Genomic DNA, 22,352 nt, shown 5'->3' with positions numbered 1-22,352 from the left:
GCTGGCGCCTACATCGTTTCGGTTGCTTCGGTGACCGAAACGATGGCCGGGCGGCCGTCTGCCTCGAACCGGATTTCATAGCTGCGCACATCGACGCGGCCTTCCTGTTCCAGCCGGGCGGTGAAGCCGGTGGTTGAGGTCTGCACGATACCGGAAATGCCGCCGCCGCCGCGTTGCCGGTAATTGTCGCGGATATCGTCAAGGATCAGATCATAGACACAAATCGACTGGGCTACCGGGTCCATCTTGCATTCCTCTGCGCTGTTCTGCGTCGTGCCCTGCTTTTCGGCGCGGGCAAGGCTGGTTCCCCAGATCGCCAGCGCGGCGACCAGCGCCGCTGCGAAAAAGGCCATGCTGCGTTGGCTGGGTCTTGTCATGCCGGTCTCGCGGGTTTGGCGGTGATCAGGGTGCCCGCCGCAACCTCTTCGGCGGTGCGGGGGTAGTGGCGCTTGAATTTGGCGGGCCAGACTGCAAAGAGCGGATTGGCGCCGATCAGCAGCCTGCCGAAGGGCAGGAAGAGCTTGCCCGGGGCAAGCACGCCGGTCAGCACTTCGCCAATGGAAAAGCCGCGGATCGCCTCGCGCCAAGGCTCGGCATGTTCCAGCCGCAGCTCCATGCCAGAACCCATCACCGATTTCATGTCATTGTCGGCCACACCATAACAGGCCGAGGCATTGGTGTCGCCCGAAGCCGGGCAATGCGCCTTGCCGATATCGACATGGCCAAGGCCCAGAAGATGCCCCACCTCATGGACATGGGCGCGCTGCATTACCTTGTTGCCGGCGCTGTCGGTGTTCTTCTGCACAAGGTCGGTGTCCTTGCTGTCGTATAGCGTGGAATGCGAGCCGAACCAGCTTTCGGATGGGTCAAGGCGGACCACGCTGATGCTGTGGTGATTGTTGGCCGCGCTACCATCCTGCGCCACGATCTTCATCCGGCACCAGACATTCGGGATATAGCCCTGGCCGGATTTCGTCACGAAGGGAAAACTGCCGGCATCATTGACCAGCCAGAATTTGCCCGTCCAGAAGCTTTGCGCCGTGCTGCAGAAGTTGTCTTTCCAGGTCTTCCAGGCGGCATCTGTCCATTTGATCGTCTTGCGGGTTGGCTTGGCGGCATTGCCATAATCATGATGGCTGCCTGCGGCAGCCCCGCCCGCCGGGTTGATCTGGGTAAAACCCAGCCGCAGCGTCAGCGTCAGTTCGGCGTTGTTGTAGGGGTCGCAGCAGTCGGTATCAAGTTCGGCATCGAATCGGGGAAATTTGATCGTCGATTTCATCGCGACCTCCGGCAAAGCGGCTGTGACAAATGCCGGGCGAGTAGACCATGCTGCCCGAGTCGTCACAAGCGCGGGATTCCAGACCCCCTTGGCCTTTCCGCCCCGCCCGCATAGCGTGGCGGCCAGAGGAGAACCGCCATGACCGACCATGTTTCCACCCATCAGGCCGCCGAGGATGCGCGCAACGAAACCATCCTGATCTGGGTGAACGGCCGAGTCGTGCCGAAAGCCGAAGCGATGGTGTCTGTCTATGATTCGGGCTTCATGCTGGGCGATGGTGTCTGGGAGGGGATCCGGCTTTACAACGGGCGCTGGAGCTTTCTGGACGAACATATCGACCGGCTGTTCGAAGCGGCGCGGGCGATCGACCTTGATATCGGGATGGACCGCGCTGCGGTGGTGGCCGCCGTTCTGGAAACGCAAGCGGCCAATGGCATGGTCAGCGATGCCCACGCCCGGCTGATGGTGACGCGGGGGGTGAAGACCCGGCCGTTCCAGCATCCGAAACTCAGCCAGCGCGGCCCGACCATGGTGATCATCATGGAACATTCGCGCCCCAGCCTGCCGCGCCCGATCCGGCTGGCCACGGTGCCGCATATGCGGGGTTTGCCGATGACGCAGGATCCCAAGCTGAATTCGCATTCCAAGCTGAACTGCATCCTGGCCTGTATCGCCGCCGAAAAGGCCGGCGCGGATGAGGCGCTGATGCTGGATGTGCATGGCTTTGTGAACACCACCAATGCCTGCAACTTCTTTATCGTGCGCAAGGGCGAGGTTTGGACCTCGACCGGCGATTACTGCATGAACGGCATCACCCGGGGCAAGGTGATCGGGCTTTGCCGGGCGAACGGCATTCCGGTTTACGAGCGGAACTTTTCACTGGTGGACACCTATGGCGCGGATGAGGCGTTTCTGACCGGCACGTTCGGGGCGCAAACCCCGGTGGGCATCATCGACGGGCGGGTGATCGGAACCGGGCAGATCGGCCCGGTGACCGAGCGGATCCGGGGCCTTTACAAGTCGCTGGTCGGTGCGTGAGCGGCCGGGAAAGAGGGAGGCATGACCATGAAGATCGCCATGTGGAGCGGCCCGCGGAACCTTTCGACCGCGATGATGTATGCTTTCGCGGCGCGGGGTGATTGTGCGGTCTGGGATGAGCCGTTCTATGCCGCCTATCTTGCTGCGACCGGCTTGGACCATCCGATGAAAGAGGCGGTGATCGCGGCGGGGCAGATTGCGCCCGAGGCGGTTGCGGCGGCATGTCTGGGGCCGCATCCGGGCGGGCAGCCGCTGTTCTATCAAAAGCATATGACGCTGCACATGATTTCCGGCTTTGACCGGGCCTTCATGCGCGGGCTGCAGAACGTCTTCCTGATCCGGCATCCGGCGCGGGTGGTGGCCAGCTATTCGAAAAAGCGCGAGGCGCCGGTGCTGGCCGATATCGGCTTTGTGCAACAGGCCGAACTGTTTGACGAAGTTGCGGATTGGCTGGGCCATGCGCCGCTGGTCGTCGATTCCGCCGATATCCGTGCCCGCCCGCGCGAGGTGCTGGAACGGCTCTGTGCGGCGCTGGGCATTGCCTTTACCGAGGCGATGCTGCGCTGGCCCGCCGGGCCCAAGCCTTATGACGGGGCTTGGGCGCCGCATTGGTATAATGCCGTCCATGCCTCAACCGGCTTTGACGAACCCGAGGGGGAGCTTCCGGCGCTGGCACCGGAATATCAGCGATTGGCGGATCAGGCACTGCCCTATTATGAAAGGCTTGCCGCACTTAAACTGTAGGATGGGCAATATTGCCCATCCTACGCGAGAAGCTTGGCCAGCCCCATTGCAACGGCGGGATTGCCCGACAGTTTCAACTTGCCCGTCGCCATGGCAACCATTGGGTTCAGTTTGCCCTTCAGCAGGCTGACCAGATTTTCTTGACTGAGGCGCAGGGTGCAATCCGTCTCGCGGTCCTCGGTGCTGGCAGTTCCGTCGGCCATAACGATCACGCCATCCACGCCGCAGTCGAATTTCAGGCTGCCGGAAAAGCGTTTTGTTTCCAGCGCTTTGCGAATGCCTGCTGCAATGTCTTCCATGATCTCTCCTGCGGTTCTCCGGCAGGTTAGGCACGATGCCCGCTGACGCAACCGCGCCGTTACGTCACGAACGCAAAGGCCGCGCAGGTTTCCCGGCGCGGCCTTGTTTCACGTGAAACATTGCAGGAACGCAGCCTAGCCCTTCTTCGCCACCCGCGCATTCCGCGTGGCGATCAGGCGCAGGCGCAGCGCGTTCAGCCGGATGAAGCCCGCCGCGTCCTTCTGGTCATAGGCGCCGGCATCCTCTTCGAAGGTCACATGTTTTTCACTGTAAAGCGTATGGTCCGACCACCGGGCCACAACACGGGCGACCCCCTTGTAAAGCTTCAGCTTCACGGTGCCTGTCACATGTGCCTGCGTCTTGTCGATCAGCGCCTGCAGCGCCTCGCGTTCAGGGCTGAACCAGAAGCCGTTGTAGATCAGCTCCGCATAGCGCGGCATGATTGAATCCTTCAGATGGCCTGCGCCGGAATCCAGCGTGATCTGCTCGATGCCGCGATGGGCGGCCAGCAGGACGGTGCCGCCGGGGGTCTCATAAAGGCCGCGCGATTTCATCCCGACAAAGCGGTTTTCCACGAAGTCCAGCAGACCGATCCCATGCTTGCCGCCCAGCTCGTTCAGCCGGGTCAGCATGGTTGCGGGCGACAGCGCCTCACCGTTCAGCGCCACTGCATCGCCCCTTTCAAAGGCAATCTCGATATATTCCGGCGTGTTCGGCGCATCTTCCACGGCAACCACGCGCTGGGCGACATAATCGGGCGCCTCCTCGGCCGGGTTCTCCAGAACGGTGCCCTCGGAAGAGGTATGCAGCAGGTTCGCATCGACCGAGAAGGGCGCCTCGCCCCGCTTGTTCTTGGCGATCGGAATCTGGTTTTCCTCGGCGAACTGGATCAGCTTGGTCCGGCTGGACAGATCCCACTCCCGCCAGGGCGCGATAACCCGGATCGACGGGTCGAGCGCCGCCACACCCAGCTCGAACCGCACCTGATCATTGCCCTTGCCGGTCGCGCCATGGGCCACGGCATCGGCGCCGGTGGCTTGGGCGATCTGCACCAGATGCTTGGCGATCAGCGGCCGCGCGATCGAGGTGCCCAGAAGGTATTCCCCTTCATAAAGCGCATTGGCGCGGAACATCGGATAGACGAAATCCTTCACGAACTCTTCGCGCACATCCAGAATATGGATGTTCTCTTCCTTGATCCCCAGAAGAACGGCCTTCTGCCGCGCCGGTTCCAGCTCTTCGCCCTGACCCAAATCGGCGGTGAAGGTCACCACCTCACAGCCATATTCCGTCTGCAACCATTTCAGGATGATCGAGGTATCAAGCCCGCCCGAATAGGCAAGGACGACTTTCTTCGGTTTGGACATGGGACGCTCCATCGCGGTTTGTCCCGCGATTATCGGGAAATCCCCGAAAGGGCAAGCCGCGCGCCCCGCAACGGGGGCCCTCGCAGCTCCGCAGCCCAAGGTTGACTTGCCGCGGCATTCCTGCGCCACTGATCCGGATTTCAGCCGATGGAGCCAGATTTGAAGGGTTTGCAGATATTCCGCCACTCCGTCCGTCAGGTCACGGGCAATCTCGAAGGTGCCCTCCGGGTTTCGGGGCTGCTCTATGCGGTGCAGGCCGTTGTCGGCCTGATCTTCGGTCTCGGCATGGCCGCACAGGCTGGAATGGGCGCTGGCGGCATGACCGGCGGCATGGGTCTTGGGATGCTGATAACGCTACTGGTCGCCGTGACTACCGGCCTCTGGATTGCCGTCGGCTGGCACCGCTATGTTTTGCTCAACGAAAAGCCAGACCTTCTGCCCACCTTCCGGCAGGACCGGATGCTGGCCTATTTCCTGCGCTCCCTGCTGCTTGGCCTGATCATCCTGCTGCCCGCAATCGTCTGGGGGATGATTGTCGGCGTCCTCTTTTCGGGCCTGTTCCACTTTGGGCTTGGCCTGATTGGCGTCCTGCTGATGACACTGATCGTGCAATTGCCGCTGGTTTTTGCCGGCCTGCGGCTTTCTGCGGCGCTGCCGGGTCAGGCGCTGGGCGTCGAGAGCGAGGTTCTGGCAGGCTGGCGCGCGACGGCCCATGACAACCGGGCACTTGCCGAACTTACGGTGATCATCGTCGGGGCGATCTTCGTGATAAACCTGATTGGAATGGTGGTTTTCGGCCATCTGATGATCACAGCCATCCTCTGGCAGCTTGTGACCAACTGGCTCGTCACGATGGTCGGGGTCTCGATCCTGACCACGCTTTACGGCCATTACATCGAACAGCGCCCGCTGGTCTGACTTGCACAATCGCCCTGCATCGGCCAAGCCTGACATATGACCAGCTTTGCCGATGCCGCCCGCTCCACCACCCGCGCCCTGCGCGATCTCTTTCCGCGCACGCCGCTGCAGCGGAACGACCATCTGTCGCGCCGCTTCGGCGCCGATATCTGGCTGAAGCGCGAAGACCTTTCGCCAGTCCGCAGCTACAAGCTGCGCGGCGCCTGGAATGCAATGCGCAAGGTCCGCGCCGCCAATCCTGCACAGCGGCATTTCGTCTGCGCCTCGGCGGGCAACCATGCGCAGGGCGTTGCCTTCGCCTGCCGCCATTTCGGCGTTCAGGGCACCATCTTCATGCCCGTCACCACGCCGCAGCAGAAAATCGACAAGACCCGCGCCTTTGGCGGCGATGCAGTCCGCATCGTGCTGACCGGCGACTATTTCGACCAGACCCTTGCCGCCAGCCAAAGCTTTTGCGCGGAAAAGGGCGCGCATTTCCTGTCCCCCTTTGATGATGAGGATGTAATCGAGGGTCAGGCTTCGGTTGCCGTCGAATTACTCGATCAGCTTGGCCGCGCCCCCGATCTGGTCATCCTTCCTGTGGGCGGCGGCGGTCTTGCCTCGGGCGTCACCGCCTATCTGCGGGCCGAGGCGCCGCAGACCGCCTTCCGCTTTGTCGAGCCGCTTGGCGGTGCGAGCCTGACCGCAGCGCTTCAGGCGGCCGAGCCGGTCAAGCTCAAGACCGTGAACAGCTTTGTCGATGGCGCTGCCGTCGCCCGTCTGGGGGACAAGACCTTTGCCCATCTCTCCTGGATTCGCCCCGAAGAGGTTCTCCTCGCCCCCGAAGACCGCATCTGCGTCACCATGCTGGACATGCTGAACGTCGAGGGCATCGTTCTGGAGCCCGCCGGCGCCCTTTCCGTCGATGTTTTGCCCGAACTGGCCGAGGAGATCGCGGGCAAGACCGTGGTTTGCATCACTTCGGGCGGCAATTTCGATTTCGAGCGCCTACCAGAAGTCAAGGAGCGGGCGCAGCGCTATTCCGGCGTCAAGAAATACTTCATCCTGCGGATGCCGCAGCGCCCCGGCGCGCTGAAGGAATTTCTCGCCATGCTGGGCCCCGAAGATGATATCGCCCGCTTTGAATATCTCAAGAAATCCGCCCGCAACTTCGGTTCTGTCCTGATCGGCATCGAAACCGCCCGGGCCGAGAATTTCGCGGCGCTCTTTGCGCAGCTTGACGCCGCCGCTTTCGCCTACCGCGACATCACCCGGGACGAGATTCTGGCCGAATTCCTCATCTGACCGCCTCTTCATAGAATCGCGCGATCCGTTCCGCGATCCAGTCCGAATCCGCCTGCCGCCCCGAGATCGAAGCGCGGGCGCGTGCAACCACCTCTTCCGGCAGTCTATCGGCAAAAGCTTCGACCAGCGCGGCAACAAACTCCGGGCCCATCTCGGGGTGATACTGTGTGGTCAGAATGCGCCGGCCGATGGCATAGCTGCCAACCGCACATTCCGCATTGCCGCCCAGCACCACAGCGTCCTGCGGCAGATCCAGAACCTGCTCCCTATGTGCCGCATAGAGACTGATTCCAACGCCCTCCATCTCTGTTCGCGCCAACCCGAACACCCAACCTCCGGGATTTGGCCCCACCCGTCCGCCCAGTGCCTTTGCAACCGCCTGATGTCCGAAACAGGCGCCGAAAACCGGCTGCCCCTCGTCCGCCAATCGCCGGATCAGCGCCAGAAGTCGCCCAATCCACGCCGAATCATCATTCACCGAGGCCGGGCTGCCGGTGATCAGCCAACCGTCAAAGCGGGCGTCATCGGGCGGAAACTCCCCGTCCTTCACCGAAAAGACTGTGACCCGCCAATCCGCCCGGCACCCCTGCAACATCGCGCGGAACTTCTCGCCATCGCGCGGATGGGCCTGCGCAAAGGCGCTTTCGTCGGTGTTCGCCATCAGAACCGCAATATGCATGATCTTCCCGCTTTACATATTTATGAATGTCATTAGCATATTTTGTATCCGCCGCTCAAGAGGAGCCTGCCCGTGACGATCTGGACCCCCACCGATGACGGCCACGCCGATCTGACCAGCCATGACACCTTTGCTGCCGGCGCGCCGCACAACACCTTTGCCCGCCTGCGCCGCGACGATCCGATGCACTGGACCGAATGGGGCGCGGGGGAAAGTTTCTGGTCGGTTACCCGCCACGCGGACATTCTGGCGCTGAACGGGCAGCCCGACCTTCTCTCCTCCGCCCGCGGTATTCGAATGGAGGATCAGACCTATGAAGAATACCTCGCCCGCCGCACCTTTCAGGAAACCGATGCGCCCGAGCATATGCAGACCCGGATCAAGGTTGCCAAAGCCTTCTCGAAACCCGTCATTGCGCAGTTCGAACCGCTGATCCGCGAGCTGTGCGGGCCCATCCTTGATGCGGCGCTGGAAAAGGGCACCTTCGACGCTACCCGCGAAATCGCCCGTCAACTGCCCATGCGGATGCTGGGCCGCATCATCGGCACCCCAGACGAAGATCTGCCTTGGCTGGTCGAACGTGGCGATGCGCTGATCGCCAATACCGACCCGGACTTTACCAGCCACGTCCTCGACAAGATGACAACGGATGAATTTCGCATGATGCCCTTCAACTCTCCGGCCGGGGCGGAACTCTTTGTCTATGCCAAGGATCTGATGCGCAAAAAGGCGGAAAGCGGCGATACTTCGGGCGTTCTCAACCTTATCCTGCAGCCCGGCCCTGACGGGCAGGTCATGCCGGAACACGAATTCCGCAACTTCTTCTGCCTTCTGGTTGCTGCGGGCAATGACACCACCCGCTATTCCATCGCAGCCGGTATTCAGGCGCTGGCCCATCAGCCCGAACTGCTGGGCCAATTGCAGCGTGGCGAGGTCTGGGACACGATGGCGGATGAGATCATCCGCTGGGCCACCCCTGCGATCTATTTCCGCCGCACGGCCACCCGCGACTTCGAATTTCATGGCAAACAGGTGCGGCAAGGTCAGAAGGTGCTGTATTGGTTCCTGTCAGGGAATCGTGACGAAACGGCCTTCAGCGACCCTTTCCGCGTCGATCTGGCCCGCACGGTGAACCGCCATGTCGCCTTCGGGCAAGGCGGGCCGCATGTCTGTCTTGGTATGTGGCTGGCCCGGCTGGAGGTTCGCGTTCTCTTCGAAGAGCTTGCGAAACGGATCCGCAGGATCGAACCTGCCGGAGAGCAAAAATTCCTGCGTTCCAACTTTGTGGGCGGCATCAAGGAACTGCCCGTCCGCATCACCATGCAATAGCGGCGTCAGACCGCGACAGGGAGTATCCGATGACCGACCGCCTGCGTGCGATGTTCTGTGACCATCTGTCAATCATGCGCGGGAAATACCTTCCCGCCCACAAGATGCGCGATGACGAAAGCCGGTTCGCCCGGCCCACCTTCTCGGTGCATTACGACAAGGATCTGCTGCTCGACGCTCCGCATACCAAATGCCGCGAGGGGCTGCCCGACATGGCCCTGCGCTGGAAGGCCGATGAGATTCGCGCCGGATGGGAGCCGGACACAAACGTCGTCCTCGGCGACCTTTACGGCGATGACGGCCTTCCCCTGCCGCTCTGCCCGCGCGGTGCGCTGAAACGGGCGCAGGCCGATTGGCAAAAGCACGGGCTGACCGCCAAAGTCGGCATCGAGCTTGAAGCTTTCGCGCTGGTCAAGGATGACGAGGGCAAGCTTGTCCCTTATGACACCCCCGGCGGCGTGGTTTACGGCACCGGCAATTTCACCGATCCGCAGCGGTTCACCGATGCCATCTGGGATGCGGCCCTTGCGGCGGGGTTCAGGCTTGAACTGATCACCGCCGAATATGACACCCCGCAGTTCGAATTCACCCTTTCCTATGACGAGGCGGTGCGCGCCGTGGATGAGGTTGTCCTCTTCCGCCAGATGGCGCGCGAGGTGGCGCTGGATCACGGCGTCTTGTTGACCTTCCTGCCCAAGCCGATTGCGGGCAAGGGCGGCTCAGGAATGCACATCAACCTGTCGTTTGAGGATGCCAAGGGCCACAACGCCCTTGCCAATGGCGACCGGGGCGGGCCGGACCGGCTGAACGATCTGGCCCGGGGCTGCGTCGCGGGCTGGATGCGGCACCACAAGGCATTGGCGGGGCTGGTGGCGCCCACGGCCCTGTCTTACGCGCGGCTGCAACCGGCCTCGCTTTCCGGCTATTGGTGCAACTGGGGCGGGGATCATCGCGGCGTGACCGTGCGGGTTTCGGCCGAGGGCGGCAAGAAGGCCCGGCTGGAACACCGGATGCCGGACGCCTCTGCCAATCCCTATACCGCCGTCGCCGCGGTGTTGCAGGCGGCACGGCTGGGGTTCGAGGGCGGCTATCCCCTGCTGCCGATGGAGGAAGGCGATTGCTTTGACCGGATCGACGCCGGGCAGGGCGTTGCCGCCTCGCTTGGCGAAGCGATGGACGATCTGGCTACCGACACCGCGCTCTGCGCCGCCGTGGGGCAGGGGCTGTGCGAGAACCACATCTTCATGAAGCGCGCCGAGGTGGACAAGACTGCCGCGCTGGAAGGTGACGCGCTGCGCGATTTCTATGTCTGGTATGTGTGAGGCCGCGATGAAAGCCACCTGGATACTCTCCGACGGCCGCCAGATCAGCGCCGAGGTCCGCGAAGGCCAGAACCTGATGGAGGCCGCTGTCGCCGCCAATGTGCCCCGCGTGGTGGGCGAATGCGGCGGGTCACTGTCCTGTGCGACCTGCCATGTCTATGTCGATGCCGTCTGGGCCGACCGCTCCGGCAGCCCGGAAACCTTTGAGGATGCCATGCTGGACGTGGCCGAGGCGGAACGGCGCGACACCTCGCGCCTGTCCTGCCAGATCAGGATGACACCCGCGCTGGACGGCATCATCCTGCATGTGCCCGAGCCTTAGCTGCCAATCGGCCCGCGCTGGCCGCCGGTCTGGGCGCGGTCCATCAGCAGGTGGTCCAGCAGAACGCAGGCCATCATCGCCTCGCCCACCGGCACGGCGCGGATGCCGACGCAGGGGTCATGCCGGCCCTTGGTGATCAGGTCCACCTCTTCGCCGCGCTGGTTGATGGTGCGGCGGGGGGTCAGGATGCTGGAGGTCGGCTTGACGGCAAAACGACAGACCACCGGCTGCCCGGTGGAAATCCCGCCAAGGATGCCGCCCGCGTGGTTCGACAGGAACTCTGGCCCCGTGGCGCCCATGCGGATTTCGTCCGCATTCTCGACGCCGGTCAGGCAGGCCGCTGCCATGCCATCACCGATCTCCACCGCCTTGACGGCATTGATCGACATCATCGCCGAGGCAAGATCGCTGTCCAGTTTGGCATAAAGCGGCGCACCAAGCCCCGCCGGGACGCCCTCTGCCACCACCTCGATCACCGCGCCGACCGAGTTATGTGCCAGCCGCAGCTCATCCAGATAGACTGCCCAATCTGCCGCCGCGACCGGGTCGGGGCACCAGAAGGGGTTGCCTTCGATCACCGCGGCATCGAACCGGCTGCGGTCAATCGCCTTTGGCCCCATCTGCATCATATAGCCGCTGATCCGCAGTCCCGGCACCAGCGCCGCCAGCACCGCCCGCGCCACGCCGCCCGCCGCAACCCGGCTGGCGGTTTCCCGCGCCGAAGACCGCCCGCCACCGCGATAATCCCGAACGCCATACTTCTGATGATAGGTGATATCGGCATGGCCCGGCCGAAAAGCCTGCGCAATGTCGCCATAGTCTTTTGACCGTTGGTCGGTGTTCTCGATCATCAACTGGATCGGCGTGCCGGTCGTGCGACCTTCGAACACCCCCGACAGAATCCGCACCTGATCCGGCTCTTTCCGCTGGGTGGTGAATTTCGAGGTGCCGGGTTTGCGCCGGTCCAGCCAGGGTTGCAGGTCTGCCTCGCTCAACGCCACGCCCGGCGGGCAGCCGTCCACCGTGGCGCCAATCGCGGGACCGTGGCTTTCGCCCCAGGTGGTCACGCGGAACAGATGGCCAAAGGTGTTGAAGCTCATAGCGCCCTCCTGATCGTTCCCCCCGCCTAGCGCAAACGCAGGCGGGGGGGAAGCAGGCTATTGGGCGGGCCGCGCCAGACGGGTATCGCGCGCCGTCTTCCACAGCGAAAACACCACGCCCGCGCCAAGGATGGCAAAGGTGATGCCCAGCGACCACGAGGGCGGGAACTTCGCCCAACCCATCAAGTCGGCAATGAACACCTTCGACCCGATGAACACCAGAAGCAGCGACAGCGCATATTTCAGATAGGCAAAGCGATGCAGGATCGCCGCCAGCGCGAAATAAAGCGCGCGCAGGCCAAGTATGGCAAAGATGTTCGAGGTATAGACCACGAAAGGATCGGTGGTGATGGTGAAGACGGCAGGCACCGAATCCACCGCGAACACCAGATCGGCCACCTCAATCAGGATCAGCGCCAGAAACAGCGGCGTGGCATAGCGGGTCAGCTTGCCGGTGGTCGGATGCGGTTCGTTGACGAAGAAGGCATTGCCGCGCAAGCTCTCGGTCACATTCATCCGCCGCTTGAGGAAGCGCAGCAGGCGGTTGTCCTCAAGGCTATGATTTTCCTCGGAAACGAACATCATCTTGATGCCGGTGAAGATCAGGAAGGCGGCGAAGATATACAGGATCCAGCCATATTGCGCGACCAGCGTGGCGCCAAGGCCGATCATGATGCCCCGCAGCACGATCACACCCAGAATGCCCCAGAACAGCACGCGGTGCTGATAGGCGCGCGGAATGGCAAAGAAGGAAAAGATCAGCGCGATGACAAAGATATTGTCCATCGCCAGCGTCTTTTCCACCACAAAGGCCGTCAGGTAATTCGCGGTGGAATCCCAGTCCTTGGTCCACCAGACAAAGCCGGAAAAGGCCAGGCCCAGCGTCACATACATCGACGAAAGCTTGAGGCTCTCGCTCACCCCGATCTCGGTTTCGCCATCCTTGTGCAAAACGCCAAGGTCCAGCACCAGAAGGCCGATCACAATGGCAATGAAGGTTCCCCACATCCACAGCGGGGTTCCCAGAAATAGCGTCGTCAGAAGGTCCATACCGTCCTCATTGTTGCAATGCACGCCTGAGGGCAGCCGAAAAGACACCGGGCATGACCATCGAGCGCACTCGATGCAGTCCGACATCACGATAGGATATCGTCAGAGGGGCCCGGTCTGCCCCCTAGACATGGATCACGCTTGCGTCATTTCAAGGGGCGATCTGCGGGCGAAGTTCATTCATCGCGCGCACCAGTGCCTCGCTGATGCCGGGTTCCGACAGGGCGTGCCCCGCCATCGGCACCATCCAAAGCCGGGCCAGAGGCCAGCCCTCGGCCAGTTTCCATGCCGAATGTGGCGGGCAGATCATGTCGAACCGCCCCTGCACGATGGTTGCCGGCAGATGGGTAATCCGCCCGCGGTTCTTCAAAATCCAGCCGTCCTCTTCAAGAAAGGCGGCATTCTGGAAATAGTGATTCTCCAGCCGGGCGAAGGCGCGGGCATAGTCGGACGGACCCTCGCCCATGCCACTCTCGGACTGGACCGAGGCCAGCGCGTTTTCCCAATTGGCCCATATGCGGGCGTGGCGACCCTCTGACAGCATGTCGCCGCTGAACAGCCGCCGGTGATAGGCGCCGATCAGATCGCCCCGCTCGGCCGGCGGAATCGGTGCCAGAAACCGCGCCCAAAGGTCGGGATAAAATCCACCAGCACCACCGCCATAGAACCAGTCCAGTTCGGCCCGCGTCGCCAGAAACACCCCGCGCAGCACCAGCGCCGCCGCCCGTTCGGGGTGCGAAATCGCATAGATCAGCGCCAGCGTCGCCCCCCAACTGCCGCCGAACAGGATGAACCGCTCGATCCCCAGCGCCTGCCGGATACGCTCGATATCGGCGACCAGATGCCATGTGGTGTTCGTCTCGACGCTGGCATGGGGGCGCGAGCGGCCGCAGCCGCGCTGATCGAACAGCACCACGCGATAGACCGCCGGGTCGAAATACCGCCGCATCGCCGGGCTGCATCCACCCCCCGGCCCGCCATGCAGCACCAGAACCGGCACACCCGCGGGATTGCCGCATTGTTCAACGAACACACGGTGCCCGTCGCCCATGTCCATCACCCGCTGATCAAAGGGATCAATCGCGGGGTAAAGATATTCGACTGCGCGCTTTTGGCCTGATCTCTGGTCCATGTCCGTCCTATATACGGGGCACAGACTGCGCCGCTTGGCGCGCGTGTGCAAGGAGTTCGCAATGCCCGCCGTCAACACCATCGACCCCGCCGAAGTTGCCAAGTTCGAGGCGATGGCCGCCGAATGGTGGGATCCGAATGGCAAGTTCAAGCCGCTGCATCTGATGAATCCCTGCCGGCTCGATTACATCACCCGCCAGATTGCCGCCGAATTCGGGCGTGACCTGACCGCGCGGGCGCCCTTTGCCGGGCTTCGGATTCTGGATATCGGCTGCGGCGGCGGCCTCTTGTCCGAGCCGATGGCGCGGCTGGGCGCCGATGTGCTGGGCGCCGATGCCGCGCCGCGCAACATTCCGGTGGCGCAGCTTCATGCCGAGCAATCCAGCCTGACCATCGACTATCGCAACATCACCGCCGAGGCGCTGGCCGAAGCGGGCGAACGGTTCGATGTCGTCCTGAACATGGAAGTGGTGGAACATGTCGCCGATCCGCTGGCCTATCTGACCGCCTGTCAGCAATTGCTGAAACCCGGCGGGCTGATGATCTGCTCCACCCTCAACCGCAATCCGAAAAGCTTCATGATGGCGATTGTCGGGGCGGAATGGGTGATGCGCTGGCTGCCCAAGGGCACGCATGACTGGGCCAAGTTCATCACCCCGGACGAGCTTTACACGCTGATCCGCAATGCGGGGCTTGATCCGGTAGACCGCAAGGGCATGGTGTTCAACCCGGTGTCGTGGCGCTGGGCGCTGTCGGACCGCGACTTGTCGGTGAACTATGTCACCGCCAGCGTCAAACGCTAGAACCGCGCATCCTCAAGCCCGCAGAACGGATCGACCGGGCTGCGCCCCTGCCAGGGCGCCCGGCCCAACAGGCATTCCAGCACCGCCGCCTGCATACTGGGCATCGTTGCATAGGCGTTGATCATGCAGGGCGCGCGTGGCGCGTCATAGAGCATATAGGGATAGCCGAACGAGATCATCGCCGTCGGCACCTCATGCCAGACCCGCTCCATTGCGCCCATAAACCCACCCATGATCCGCGCCCAATCCAGAAAAATCCGGCCGCGGGTCAGCAGGGTTTCCTCGCCGAAAAGATACAGCACCAGATCAAAGCTCTCACGGGTGATGGGTGTTCCGGGGGTGTAATCCGTCACCTCGAACCCTTCGGCACGCAAAAGGTCGGGCAGATCGAACGGCGCCGGCTCGGGGTGGATGGGCGAGATGACCCCGCCCGAAATCACCAACACCCGCCGATGCCGGCCCGGCGACAGCGGCAGCAGCCCCTGCACATCCTTGACCAGTGTCGGCGCCCGCGCGGTCACCGCCCGCGCCGCCGCCCGATGCGCCTCGGGGGCCAGCGCCACCGCAGGCGCCGCGGGGCCGCGATGCAGCCCCAGCGCCGCCTTCAGCCCCAGCACCCGGATCAGAGCCTGTTCCAGCCGTTCGGCACTGATCTTCCCCGACCGGACGGCATCCGAGATCAGCGCAAAATCCGCCGCGGGATCGGGCGAGAACAGGATCAGGTCGCAGCCATTCTCGATCACTTCGGGCAGCATCTGCGCCCTTGGTCCAAAGGCCCCGAACCCGGCCATCGGTGTGGCATCCGATACGATCAGACCGTTGAAACCCAGCCGCTCGCGCAACAGGGTTTGGTTCAGAACCCGGTTGACCGAAGCCGGACGAAACGCCTCAAGCCCCGCCTCTGGGTCAAGACTGCGGACGAAAGCCGGAAAGGCGATATGGGCCGACATCACCGACATCACCCCCGCAGCAATCGCCGCGCGGTAAAGCCGCCCATGGCTGGCCTCCCAATCCTCAAGCGTCAGGGGGTTGACCGTGGTCACCAGATGCTGGTCACGGTCGTCATGGCCCTCTCCGGGCCAATGCTTGACCGTTGCCGCCACACCTGCCGTCTGAAACGCCGCGATCTGGGCCAGAGCGTGCCGTTCGATCCGTGCCACATCTGCCCCGAAACCGCGCGTCGCCACGATGGGGCTGCGAAAGGCGGCGTTGATGTCCAGAACCGGAGTGAAGCTCCAGTTGATCCCGATTGCCCGGGCCTCTTCGGCCATGATCCGGCCGATGGTGCTGGTGGCCGCCACATCATCCACCGCCGCCAGCGCCAGCGGATTGGGCAGTTCGGTGCCGAAGGGCAGGCTCATCCGGCTGCCTTCCAGATCGGCCGAGATCAGCAGCGGCACCCGCGCCTGCGCGCGAATATCGTCCATAAAGGCCGTTTCGTGACGTATATCCGGCGTGAAGAACCGGGTCACCCCGGCGGGATGCAGCCGCGCAAGGCGCGCCAGCTCCTGCGGATCCTGCCCCATCGACATGTGGATGAAAAGCTGCCCGACCTTTTCGTCGGGTGTCAGGCCGGCCAGCGTCGCCGCCACCCAGGCGATGGCTTCGTCATCCAGATGAAACGGCGCGCGGCGCAGGTGATCCATCGCTTACTCCGATGAGGATTTTGCCCAGAGGTTGATGTCTTTCTCTTCCGAAATCGCGTCGATCCGCTCCAGTTCCTCAACGGTGAAGTCCAGATTGCCGACTGCGCCCGCGCAATCCACCACCTGTTCGGGCTTCGATGCCCCGATCAGCGCGCTGGTGATGCCGCCGTGGCGCAGCACCCAGGCCAGCGCCATCTGCGCCAGCGTCTGCCCCCGCGCCTGTGCCATTGCATCCAGCGCCCGCACCGATTCGATGGCGCGCGGGGAAATCGTCTTTGGGTCCAGCGATTTGCCCTGCGTCGCCCGGCTGCCCGCCGGAATACCCCCCAGATACTTCTTGGTCAAAATCCCCTGCGCCAGCGGCGTGAAGGCGATAGACCCCACGCCCAATTCGGCCAGCGTATCTTTCAGCCCATCGGTTTCCACCCAGCGGTTCAGGATGGAATAGCTGGGCTGGTGGATCACCAAGGGCGTGCCCAGCGATTTCAGAATGGCCGCCGCCTCGCGGCTGCGCTGACTGTTATAGCTGGAAATCCCGACATACAGCGCCCGGCCCGAGCGCACGATATGGTCCAGCGCAGCCATGGTTTCCTCAAGCGGCGTGTCAGGGTCAAAACGGTGGGAATAGAAGATGTCCACATAATCCAGCCCCATCCGCTTCAGGCTTTGGTCACAGGACGCAATCAGGTTCTTGCGGCTGCCCCATTCGCCATAGGGGCCGTCCCACATCCGGTAACCGGCTTTGGATGAAATGATCAGTTCATCCCGCAGGCCGCTGAAATCATTCCGCAAAATCTCGCCGAATGCTTCTTCGGCGGAACCGGGCGGCGGGCCGTAATTGTTGGCAAGGTCGAAATGCGTGATGCCATGGTCAAAGGCGGTGCGGCAGATCGCCTGTTTTGTGGCATGGGGCGTGTCATGGCCAAAGTTGTGCCACAGGCCCAGACTGATCGCGGGCAGCATCAGCCCCGTGCGGCCACAGCGGCGGTAAACCATCCGGTCATAGCGGTTTTCGGCGGGAAGATAGGTCATGGCAGGCCCTTCAAATGGAAAGGACGGCAGCAGCGCGCCGCCGTCCCCAAAGCTATTTAGACACGTCAGATATAGTGGTTCCAGAGGTTTTCCAGCCGCTCTTGCCGGCCCGAGCGCGGTTTGGGATTGATGTTGTTATCCTCGACCGCCTGCGCGATCACCTCCAGCGGCTGGGCCAGCATGGCCTTGGCCCCCTCGCGGTCCCACCCGGCATAGCGGGCGTTGCGGGCGGCTTCCAGCGGGCCATCCTCGAACATATAGGCGGCGGCGCGCAGCGCCCGCGCACAGGTGTCCATCCCGCCGACATGCGCCAGCACCAGATCCTCGGCATCCAGCGACTGCCGCCGCACCTTGGCGTCAAAGTTGGTGCCGCCGGTGGTATAGCCGCCCGCCCGCAGGATTTCATAGAAGGCCAGCGCCTTTTCGGCGTGGTTGTTGGGGAACTGGTCGGTGTCCCAGCCGGACTGATAGTCATTCCGGTTCATGTCGATCGAGCCGAAAATACCCAGCGCGGCGGCTGTCGCAATCTCATGCTCAAAGCTGTGGCCGGCCAGAATGGCATGGCCCTGCTCGATATTGACCTTGACCTCTTTCTCAAGCCCGAAATCCTTGAGGAAGCCGTAAACCGTTGCAACATCATAGTCATACTGATGCTTGGACGGTTCCTGCGGCTTCGGCTCGATCAGGATCGAACCCTTGAAGCCGATCTTGTGGGCATAGTCCACAACCTGTTGCAGGAAGCGCCCGGCATGGGCCCGCTCGCGTTTCAGGTCGGTGTTCAAGAGGGTTTCATAGCCCTCACGCCCGCCCCAGAGGACATAGTTCTGTCCGCCCAGCTTCAGCGTGGCGTCAAGGCAGCTTTTCACCGTCGCGGCGGCATAGGCGTAAACCTCGGGGTCGGGGTTGGTTGCGGCGCCCGACATCCAGCGGCGATGGGTGAACATGTTCGCCGTGCCCCAGAGCAGCTTGGCCTTGTGGCTGGCCTGCTTGTTGCCGAGGTAATCGACGATCTCTTCCAGATTGCGCTTCGACTCGGCAAAAGTTGCCCCCTCGGGGCGGGCGTCAAGATCGTGGAAGGCGTAGAACGGCGTGCCCAGAATGTCGAACAGCTCGAATGCCGCATCGGCCTTGAGCTTGGCGCCTTCCATCGTGTCGGCATACCACGGCCGCTCAAAGGTCTGGCCGCCGAACGGGTCACCGCCCTGCCAAGCGAAAGAATGCCAATAGGCGACGGCAAATCGCAGATGCTCTTCCATCCGCTTGCCCAGCAGCACTTCGTCCGGGTCATAATGGCGGAAGGAAAATTCGTTGGTGCTTTCCGGGCCTTCGTATTTGATCGGCTGGATGGATTTGAAGAAATCGGTCATGGCTGGTTCCTTGCGGCGGATTGGGCGGCGCGATAGCGGGCATGGCCCGCGTCGAATGCGTCTCTAAGGGCCATATCAGGCTCTATTCTGCGGGCGATGGCGGGCAGGCTGGCAATCTCGGCCCCGGCGCCGGTGGCGGCCATCAGGGCAAGGCGTGCGGCACCAAAGGCTCCGCCGAAATCCCCTGCGACAGGCAGCAGCACCGGGCAATCCAGCGCCGTGGCAATCGCCTTCAGCCAGTAGTCCGAGCGCGAGCCGCCCCCCACCGCGATCAGGTTTTCCAGCCGGGTTCCGGTGGCGGCTAGGGCATCGCGGCAATCGCGGATGGCAAAGGTCACGCCTTCCAGCACGGCACGGGTGCCTGCCGTGCGGTCGGTGGCATGTTCCAGCCCCATGAAGGCGCCGCGCACGGCGGCATCGTTCAAAGGCGTCCGCTCTCCGCCCAGATAGGGCAGGAAGAGGGTGCGCGACGGCGCGCGGAAGGTGCCAAGTTCGCCCGTCAGCGTGGCGGCATCCTGCCCGACCAGCCGCGCATACCAGTTCAGCGCATCGGTCGCAGCAAGGATCACCCCCATCTGGTGCCATGTTTCGGGCAGGGCATGGCAGAAGGTATGCACGGCGGTTTCCGGCGCCGGTTGATAGCCGTTGTTGGCGGCAAACAGCACGCCCGAGGTGCCAAGGCTGACGAACGCCTCTCCGGCGCGGACCACGCCCACGCCCACGCCCGAGGCGGCATTGTCGCCGCCGCCGCCCGCGACGACCACGCCCGCAGGCAGGCCCCAGCGCGCGGCAAGTTCCGGGCGCAGCACACCCGACACGGCAGACCCTTCGACCAGCCGCGGCATCTGCGCGCGGCTTAGGCCCGTGGCCGCCAGAAGATCATCCGACCAGTCGCGCGCACCGACATCCAGCCAGCTTGTCCCGGCGGCATCGGACATTTCCGCCACATGCTCTCCGGTCAGCCAGAGGCGCAGGTAATCCTTGGGCAGCAAGACCTTGGCAACCTTGTCCCAGATTGCAGGCTCGTGCCGGCGCACCCAGTCGAGTTTCGGTGCGGTAAAGCCCGGGAAAACGATATTGCCCGACAGCGCGCGAAAGCGGGGATCGGCGTCCAGCGCCGCCGCCTCGGCATGGGAACGGGTGTCGTTCCACAGGATACAGGGCCGCAGCACGTCGTCGGCCTTGTCCAGCAAGGTCGCACCATGCATCTGCCCCGAAAGGCCAATGCCGCGCACCCCCGCCAGCCCCTGCGGTGCCAGCGCGTCCAGCACTGCTTCGGCAGCGGCAATCCAATGGGCGGGGGCCTGCTCGCTCCAGCCGTCATGGGGGCGCGACACCTCAAGTGGGGCAGTGGCCTCGGCGAGAACCTTCTGGTCCGCGCCGATCAGCACCGCCTTCAGCCCCGACGTGCCAAGGTCAAGCCCGATATACATCACGCGGCCTTGGCGGGTTTCTTGCCCAGAATGATCATGCCCAGAATGTCGTCATCGGTGACCTCGTTCACGTTCACCGTGCCGACAAGCTGACCGTTCTTCATCACCGAAGCGCGGTCGCAGAGCTTCATCACCGAATGGATGTCATGCTCGATCAGGAAGATGCCCAGACCCTGCCGCTTCAACTCGTCGATCAGTTCGGCAACCATCTGGGTTTCATGCGGGCCAAGGGCGGCGGTCGGTTCGTCCATGATCAGGATCTTGGCGTTGAAATAGACCGCGCGGGCGATGGCCACCGACTGGCGCTGACCACCCGACAGAGCCGAAACCGGAACGTTGAACTTTTTGAAGTTCGGGTTCAGGCGACCCATGATCTTGCGGGTTTCGGCCTCCATCTTGGTTTCATCGACGAACCCCCATTTGTTCACCAGCTCGCGACCAAGGAACAGGTTCGAGGCGGCATCAAGGTTATCGGCCAGCGCAAGCGTCTGATAAATCGTCTCGATGTTCTGGGCGCGGGCGTCGCGCGGGTCGTTGATTTCAACCTCTTGCCCGTTGATCAGGATTTGCCCCGAGTCTTTCTTGTAGGCCCCGGAAAGGCATTTGATCAGCGTCGATTTTCCCGCGCCGTTGTGGCCCAGCAGGCCCACGACTTCACCGGGGTAAAGATCGACGGTGACGTGATCCACCGCCTTGATCCCGCCGAAGGCAATCGAGATGTCGCGCAGTTCGACAAGCGGGGTGCCGCGATTTTCTTTTGTCATGGCTTTGCCCCTTTACTTGATGCGCTTGCGGTAAACGATGTCGAGATAGACGGCGAGAACCAGCGCCACCCCGATCACGATCTTGCGGTAAGAGCCGTCGCCAAAGCCGATCAGAACCATGCCGGTCTGCAGCGAGACCAGCACCAGCGCGCCGATGATCGCGCCATAGATCGTGCCGACCCCCCCGGCAAGCGAGGTGCCCCCGACCACGGCGGCGGCAATGACCATCAGTTCGTCCAGATCGCCCAGCGCGTTGGTGGCGCTGTTCAGGCGGGCGCTGGCGATGACGGCGGCAATCCCGGCCAAAGCGCCCATCAGCGCAAAGATCTTGACCGTCATGGCGCGGGTGTTGATGCCCGAAAGCGCCGCAGCCTCGGGGTTGCCGCCGATGGCAAAGACATAGCGGCCAAAGCGGGTGCGGGTCATCAGGACTGTCATCACCAGAACCACCACCACCATGATGATGACCGGATAGGCAAAGCCATGGGCGACAAATGCACCTTCCGGCACCTCTTGGCCCAGCTTGGCGTAGTAATCCTTCAGGATGCCTTTCGGCCAAGGGTAGGCGTTCACGATCAGCGTGGCGATCAGAACCAGACCGGCGCTGATCCCGGCGACCACATATTCCGCCCACATCGGGCGCAGGGCAAAGCCGTGCAGTTTGCGCGCAGCGCGGCCGCGCATCATCGCCCAGACGATTCCAGCACAAGCGATGGCACACAAAATCCAGCTTCCCGTCGCCCCGATAGAGCCGTAGGGCCCGCCGCCCAGCAGAGCAAAGGTCGTATCGACCGGCGAAATTGTGCGTCCGCTCGAGGCGAGAAAGGCCATGCCGCGCCACATCATCAGGCCGCCAAGGGTGACGATGAAGGAGGGGATTGCCAGATAGGCGATCAGCAGCCCGTGGAACCAGCCAATCAGCGTGCCCAGTGCGATGCCGAAGACCACCGCGATGATCCAGATCATCGGATTGCCCAACCCCATTGAGGGGGGCAGCCATTCCACCTGCAACAGGCCGGTATACATCCCCACCACACCCACGATGGAGCCGACCGACAGGTCGATGTTGCGGGTGATGATGACCAGAACCATGCCCGTGGCCATGATCCCGATAGAGGCGGTCTGCACCGACAGGTTCCACAGGTTGCGCGGCGTCAGGAACGATCCCTCGCCCAGCACCAGCGCGCCATAAAGGTGAAAGCCCAGCCAGATCAGCAGCAGGGCGCCCAGCATACCCAGAAGGCGCGGGTCAATTTCCGTGGCGCGCAGGAAACGGCGGAATCCGCCTTCGCCCGGCGCCGATGTCTGTGCGGAATGGGGGGTGTCGCTCATGTCCTCGTCCAACCTGTGAGAGGGATCTGGCCGGGGATGCCCGCCTGCGCAACAGCGCGCGGGATGCGCCATGATGCGGACGCAGAACCACCCGACTTGGAAAAGAGCCGGC

22 protein-coding genes are annotated in these 22,352 nt (G+C 63.0%); 8 read left to right on the top strand and 14 right to left on the bottom strand.

Features of this window, described 5'->3' with window-relative positions; genetic code table 11:
• Positions 1 to 8: 8 nt before the first annotated feature.
• Both HS053_RS14425 and HS053_RS14420 read right to left on the bottom strand, forming a co-directional pair.
• The gene (locus HS053_RS14425) at positions 9 to 377 is read right to left on the bottom strand and encodes a hypothetical protein (RefSeq protein WP_174211960.1); all 369 of its coding nucleotides are present in this window, start codon (positions 375 to 377) and stop codon (positions 9 to 11) included.
• On the bottom strand, positions 374 to 1,279 hold the full coding sequence (locus tag HS053_RS14420) for a zinc metalloprotease (RefSeq protein ID WP_174211959.1): 906 nt from the start codon (positions 1,277 to 1,279) through the stop codon (positions 374 to 376). The genes HS053_RS14425 and HS053_RS14420 overlap by 4 nt, the downstream gene beginning before the upstream one ends.
• Before the next feature lie 138 nt (positions 1,280 to 1,417).
• Between HS053_RS14420 and HS053_RS14415 the strand changes: the two genes are divergently transcribed.
• Together HS053_RS14415 and HS053_RS14410 are read left to right on the top strand one after the other, a co-directional pair.
• Positions 1,418 to 2,317, top strand: a complete 900-nt coding sequence (locus tag HS053_RS14415) for a D-amino acid aminotransferase (protein ID WP_174211958.1) — start codon at positions 1,418 to 1,420, stop codon at positions 2,315 to 2,317.
• Positions 2,318 to 2,344: 27 nt separating this feature from the next.
• The gene (locus tag HS053_RS14410) at positions 2,345 to 3,061 is read left to right on the top strand and encodes a sulfotransferase-like domain-containing protein (protein ID WP_174212006.1); all 717 of its coding nucleotides are present in this window, start codon (positions 2,345 to 2,347) and stop codon (positions 3,059 to 3,061) included.
• A 20-nt stretch (positions 3,062 to 3,081) separates the two neighbouring features.
• On the opposite strand, the gene HS053_RS14405 is transcribed toward HS053_RS14410, so the two are convergent.
• Together HS053_RS14405 and HS053_RS14400 are read right to left on the bottom strand one after the other, a co-directional pair.
• Positions 3,082 to 3,363 (bottom strand): SCP2 sterol-binding domain-containing protein, encoded by a 282-nt coding sequence (locus HS053_RS14405; RefSeq protein ID WP_347233334.1) that lies wholly within the window; start codon positions 3,361 to 3,363, stop codon positions 3,082 to 3,084.
• Positions 3,364 to 3,495: 132 nt separating this feature from the next.
• Positions 3,496 to 4,728: an argininosuccinate synthase gene (locus HS053_RS14400; protein ID WP_174211956.1), complete on the bottom strand. Its 1,233-nt coding sequence runs from the start codon at positions 4,726 to 4,728 to the stop codon at positions 3,496 to 3,498.
• Between the two features lie 147 nt (positions 4,729 to 4,875).
• Between HS053_RS14400 and HS053_RS14395 the strand changes: the two genes are divergently transcribed.
• Positions 4,876 to 5,646: a hypothetical protein gene (locus tag HS053_RS14395; protein ID WP_174211955.1), complete on the top strand. Its 771-nt coding sequence runs from the start codon at positions 4,876 to 4,878 to the stop codon at positions 5,644 to 5,646.
• Between the two features lie 36 nt (positions 5,647 to 5,682).
• Positions 5,683 to 6,930 (top strand): threonine ammonia-lyase IlvA, encoded by a 1,248-nt coding sequence (gene ilvA / locus HS053_RS14390; protein ID WP_174211954.1) that lies wholly within the window; start codon positions 5,683 to 5,685, stop codon positions 6,928 to 6,930.
• Here the strand turns inward: ilvA and HS053_RS14385 are convergent.
• Positions 6,923 to 7,609: a type 1 glutamine amidotransferase gene (locus HS053_RS14385; RefSeq protein WP_174211953.1), complete on the bottom strand. Its 687-nt coding sequence runs from the start codon at positions 7,607 to 7,609 to the stop codon at positions 6,923 to 6,925. The two genes, ilvA and HS053_RS14385, sit on opposite strands and share 8 nt — an antisense overlap.
• Before the next feature lie 72 nt (positions 7,610 to 7,681).
• Here HS053_RS14385 and HS053_RS14380 point away from each other — a divergent pair, with 72 nt between their 5' ends.
• The 3 genes from HS053_RS14380 to HS053_RS14370 are packed head-to-tail and all read left to right on the top strand — an operon-like array spanning position 7,682 to position 10,582.
• Entirely contained in the window at positions 7,682 to 8,938 is a 1,257-nt protein-coding gene (locus tag HS053_RS14380; RefSeq protein WP_174211952.1) for a cytochrome P450, read from the top strand.
• A gap of 29 nt (positions 8,939 to 8,967) precedes the next feature.
• Positions 8,968 to 10,260, top strand: coding sequence for a type I glutamate--ammonia ligase (locus HS053_RS14375; protein WP_174211951.1), 1,293 nt, complete (start codon positions 8,968 to 8,970; stop codon positions 10,258 to 10,260).
• Between the two features lie 7 nt (positions 10,261 to 10,267).
• Complete coding sequence (locus HS053_RS14370; protein WP_174211950.1) at positions 10,268 to 10,582, top strand: 2Fe-2S iron-sulfur cluster-binding protein; 315 nt, start codon at positions 10,268 to 10,270, stop codon at positions 10,580 to 10,582.
• Here HS053_RS14370 and aroC read toward each other — a convergent pair.
• The 3 genes from aroC to pip all read right to left on the bottom strand — a co-directional run bounded on the left by aroC (position 10,579) and on the right by pip (position 13,864).
• On the bottom strand, positions 10,579 to 11,682 hold the full coding sequence (aroC, locus tag HS053_RS14365) for a chorismate synthase (protein ID WP_174211949.1): 1,104 nt from the start codon (positions 11,680 to 11,682) through the stop codon (positions 10,579 to 10,581). The two genes, HS053_RS14370 and aroC, sit on opposite strands and share 4 nt — an antisense overlap.
• 57 nt (positions 11,683 to 11,739) lie before the next feature.
• Positions 11,740 to 12,732, bottom strand: coding sequence for a TerC family protein (locus HS053_RS14360; protein WP_174211948.1), 993 nt, complete (start codon positions 12,730 to 12,732; stop codon positions 11,740 to 11,742).
• 151 nt (positions 12,733 to 12,883) lie between these two features.
• Positions 12,884 to 13,864, bottom strand: a complete 981-nt coding sequence (pip, locus tag HS053_RS14355) for a prolyl aminopeptidase (protein WP_174211947.1) — start codon at positions 13,862 to 13,864, stop codon at positions 12,884 to 12,886.
• Positions 13,865 to 13,925: 61 nt separating this feature from the next.
• Here pip and ubiG point away from each other — a divergent pair, with 61 nt between their 5' ends.
• Entirely contained in the window at positions 13,926 to 14,666 is a 741-nt protein-coding gene (gene ubiG, locus HS053_RS14350) for a bifunctional 2-polyprenyl-6-hydroxyphenol methylase/3-demethylubiquinol 3-O-methyltransferase UbiG (RefSeq protein WP_174211946.1), read from the top strand.
• Here the strand turns inward: ubiG and HS053_RS22535 are convergent.
• The 6 genes from HS053_RS22535 to HS053_RS14320 all read right to left on the bottom strand — a co-directional run bounded on the left by HS053_RS22535 (position 14,663) and on the right by HS053_RS14320 (position 22,240).
• Entirely contained in the window at positions 14,663 to 16,312 is a 1,650-nt protein-coding gene (locus HS053_RS22535) for a glycoside hydrolase family 3 protein (RefSeq protein WP_174211945.1), read from the bottom strand. The two genes, ubiG and HS053_RS22535, sit on opposite strands and share 4 nt — an antisense overlap.
• A gap of 3 nt (positions 16,313 to 16,315) precedes the next feature.
• On the bottom strand, positions 16,316 to 17,344 hold the full coding sequence (gene mgrA, locus HS053_RS14340; RefSeq protein ID WP_174211944.1) for an L-glyceraldehyde 3-phosphate reductase: 1,029 nt from the start codon (positions 17,342 to 17,344) through the stop codon (positions 16,316 to 16,318).
• Positions 17,345 to 17,409: 65 nt separating this feature from the next.
• The gene (gene xylA / locus HS053_RS14335) at positions 17,410 to 18,711 is read right to left on the bottom strand and encodes a xylose isomerase (protein ID WP_174211943.1); all 1,302 of its coding nucleotides are present in this window, start codon (positions 18,709 to 18,711) and stop codon (positions 17,410 to 17,412) included.
• Positions 18,708 to 20,144: a xylulokinase gene (gene xylB, locus HS053_RS14330; RefSeq protein WP_174211942.1), complete on the bottom strand. Its 1,437-nt coding sequence runs from the start codon at positions 20,142 to 20,144 to the stop codon at positions 18,708 to 18,710. The genes xylA and xylB overlap by 4 nt, the downstream gene beginning before the upstream one ends.
• Positions 20,144 to 20,908: an ATP-binding cassette domain-containing protein gene (locus HS053_RS14325; protein ID WP_174211941.1), complete on the bottom strand. Its 765-nt coding sequence runs from the start codon at positions 20,906 to 20,908 to the stop codon at positions 20,144 to 20,146. Before HS053_RS14325 ends, xylB begins: the two co-directional genes overlap by 1 nt.
• A 12-nt stretch (positions 20,909 to 20,920) precedes the next feature.
• Complete coding sequence (locus HS053_RS14320; RefSeq protein ID WP_174211940.1) at positions 20,921 to 22,240, bottom strand: sugar ABC transporter permease; 1,320 nt, start codon at positions 22,238 to 22,240, stop codon at positions 20,921 to 20,923.
• Positions 22,241 to 22,352 lie beyond the last annotated feature (112 nt).

The organism is Tabrizicola fusiformis (assembly GCF_013328815.1).
Classification (GTDB): Bacteria; Pseudomonadota; Alphaproteobacteria; order Rhodobacterales; family Rhodobacteraceae; genus Fuscibacter.
The sequence above is the reverse complement of the archived record's forward strand: the minus strand, read 5'-3'. Positions and strand labels throughout refer to the sequence as shown.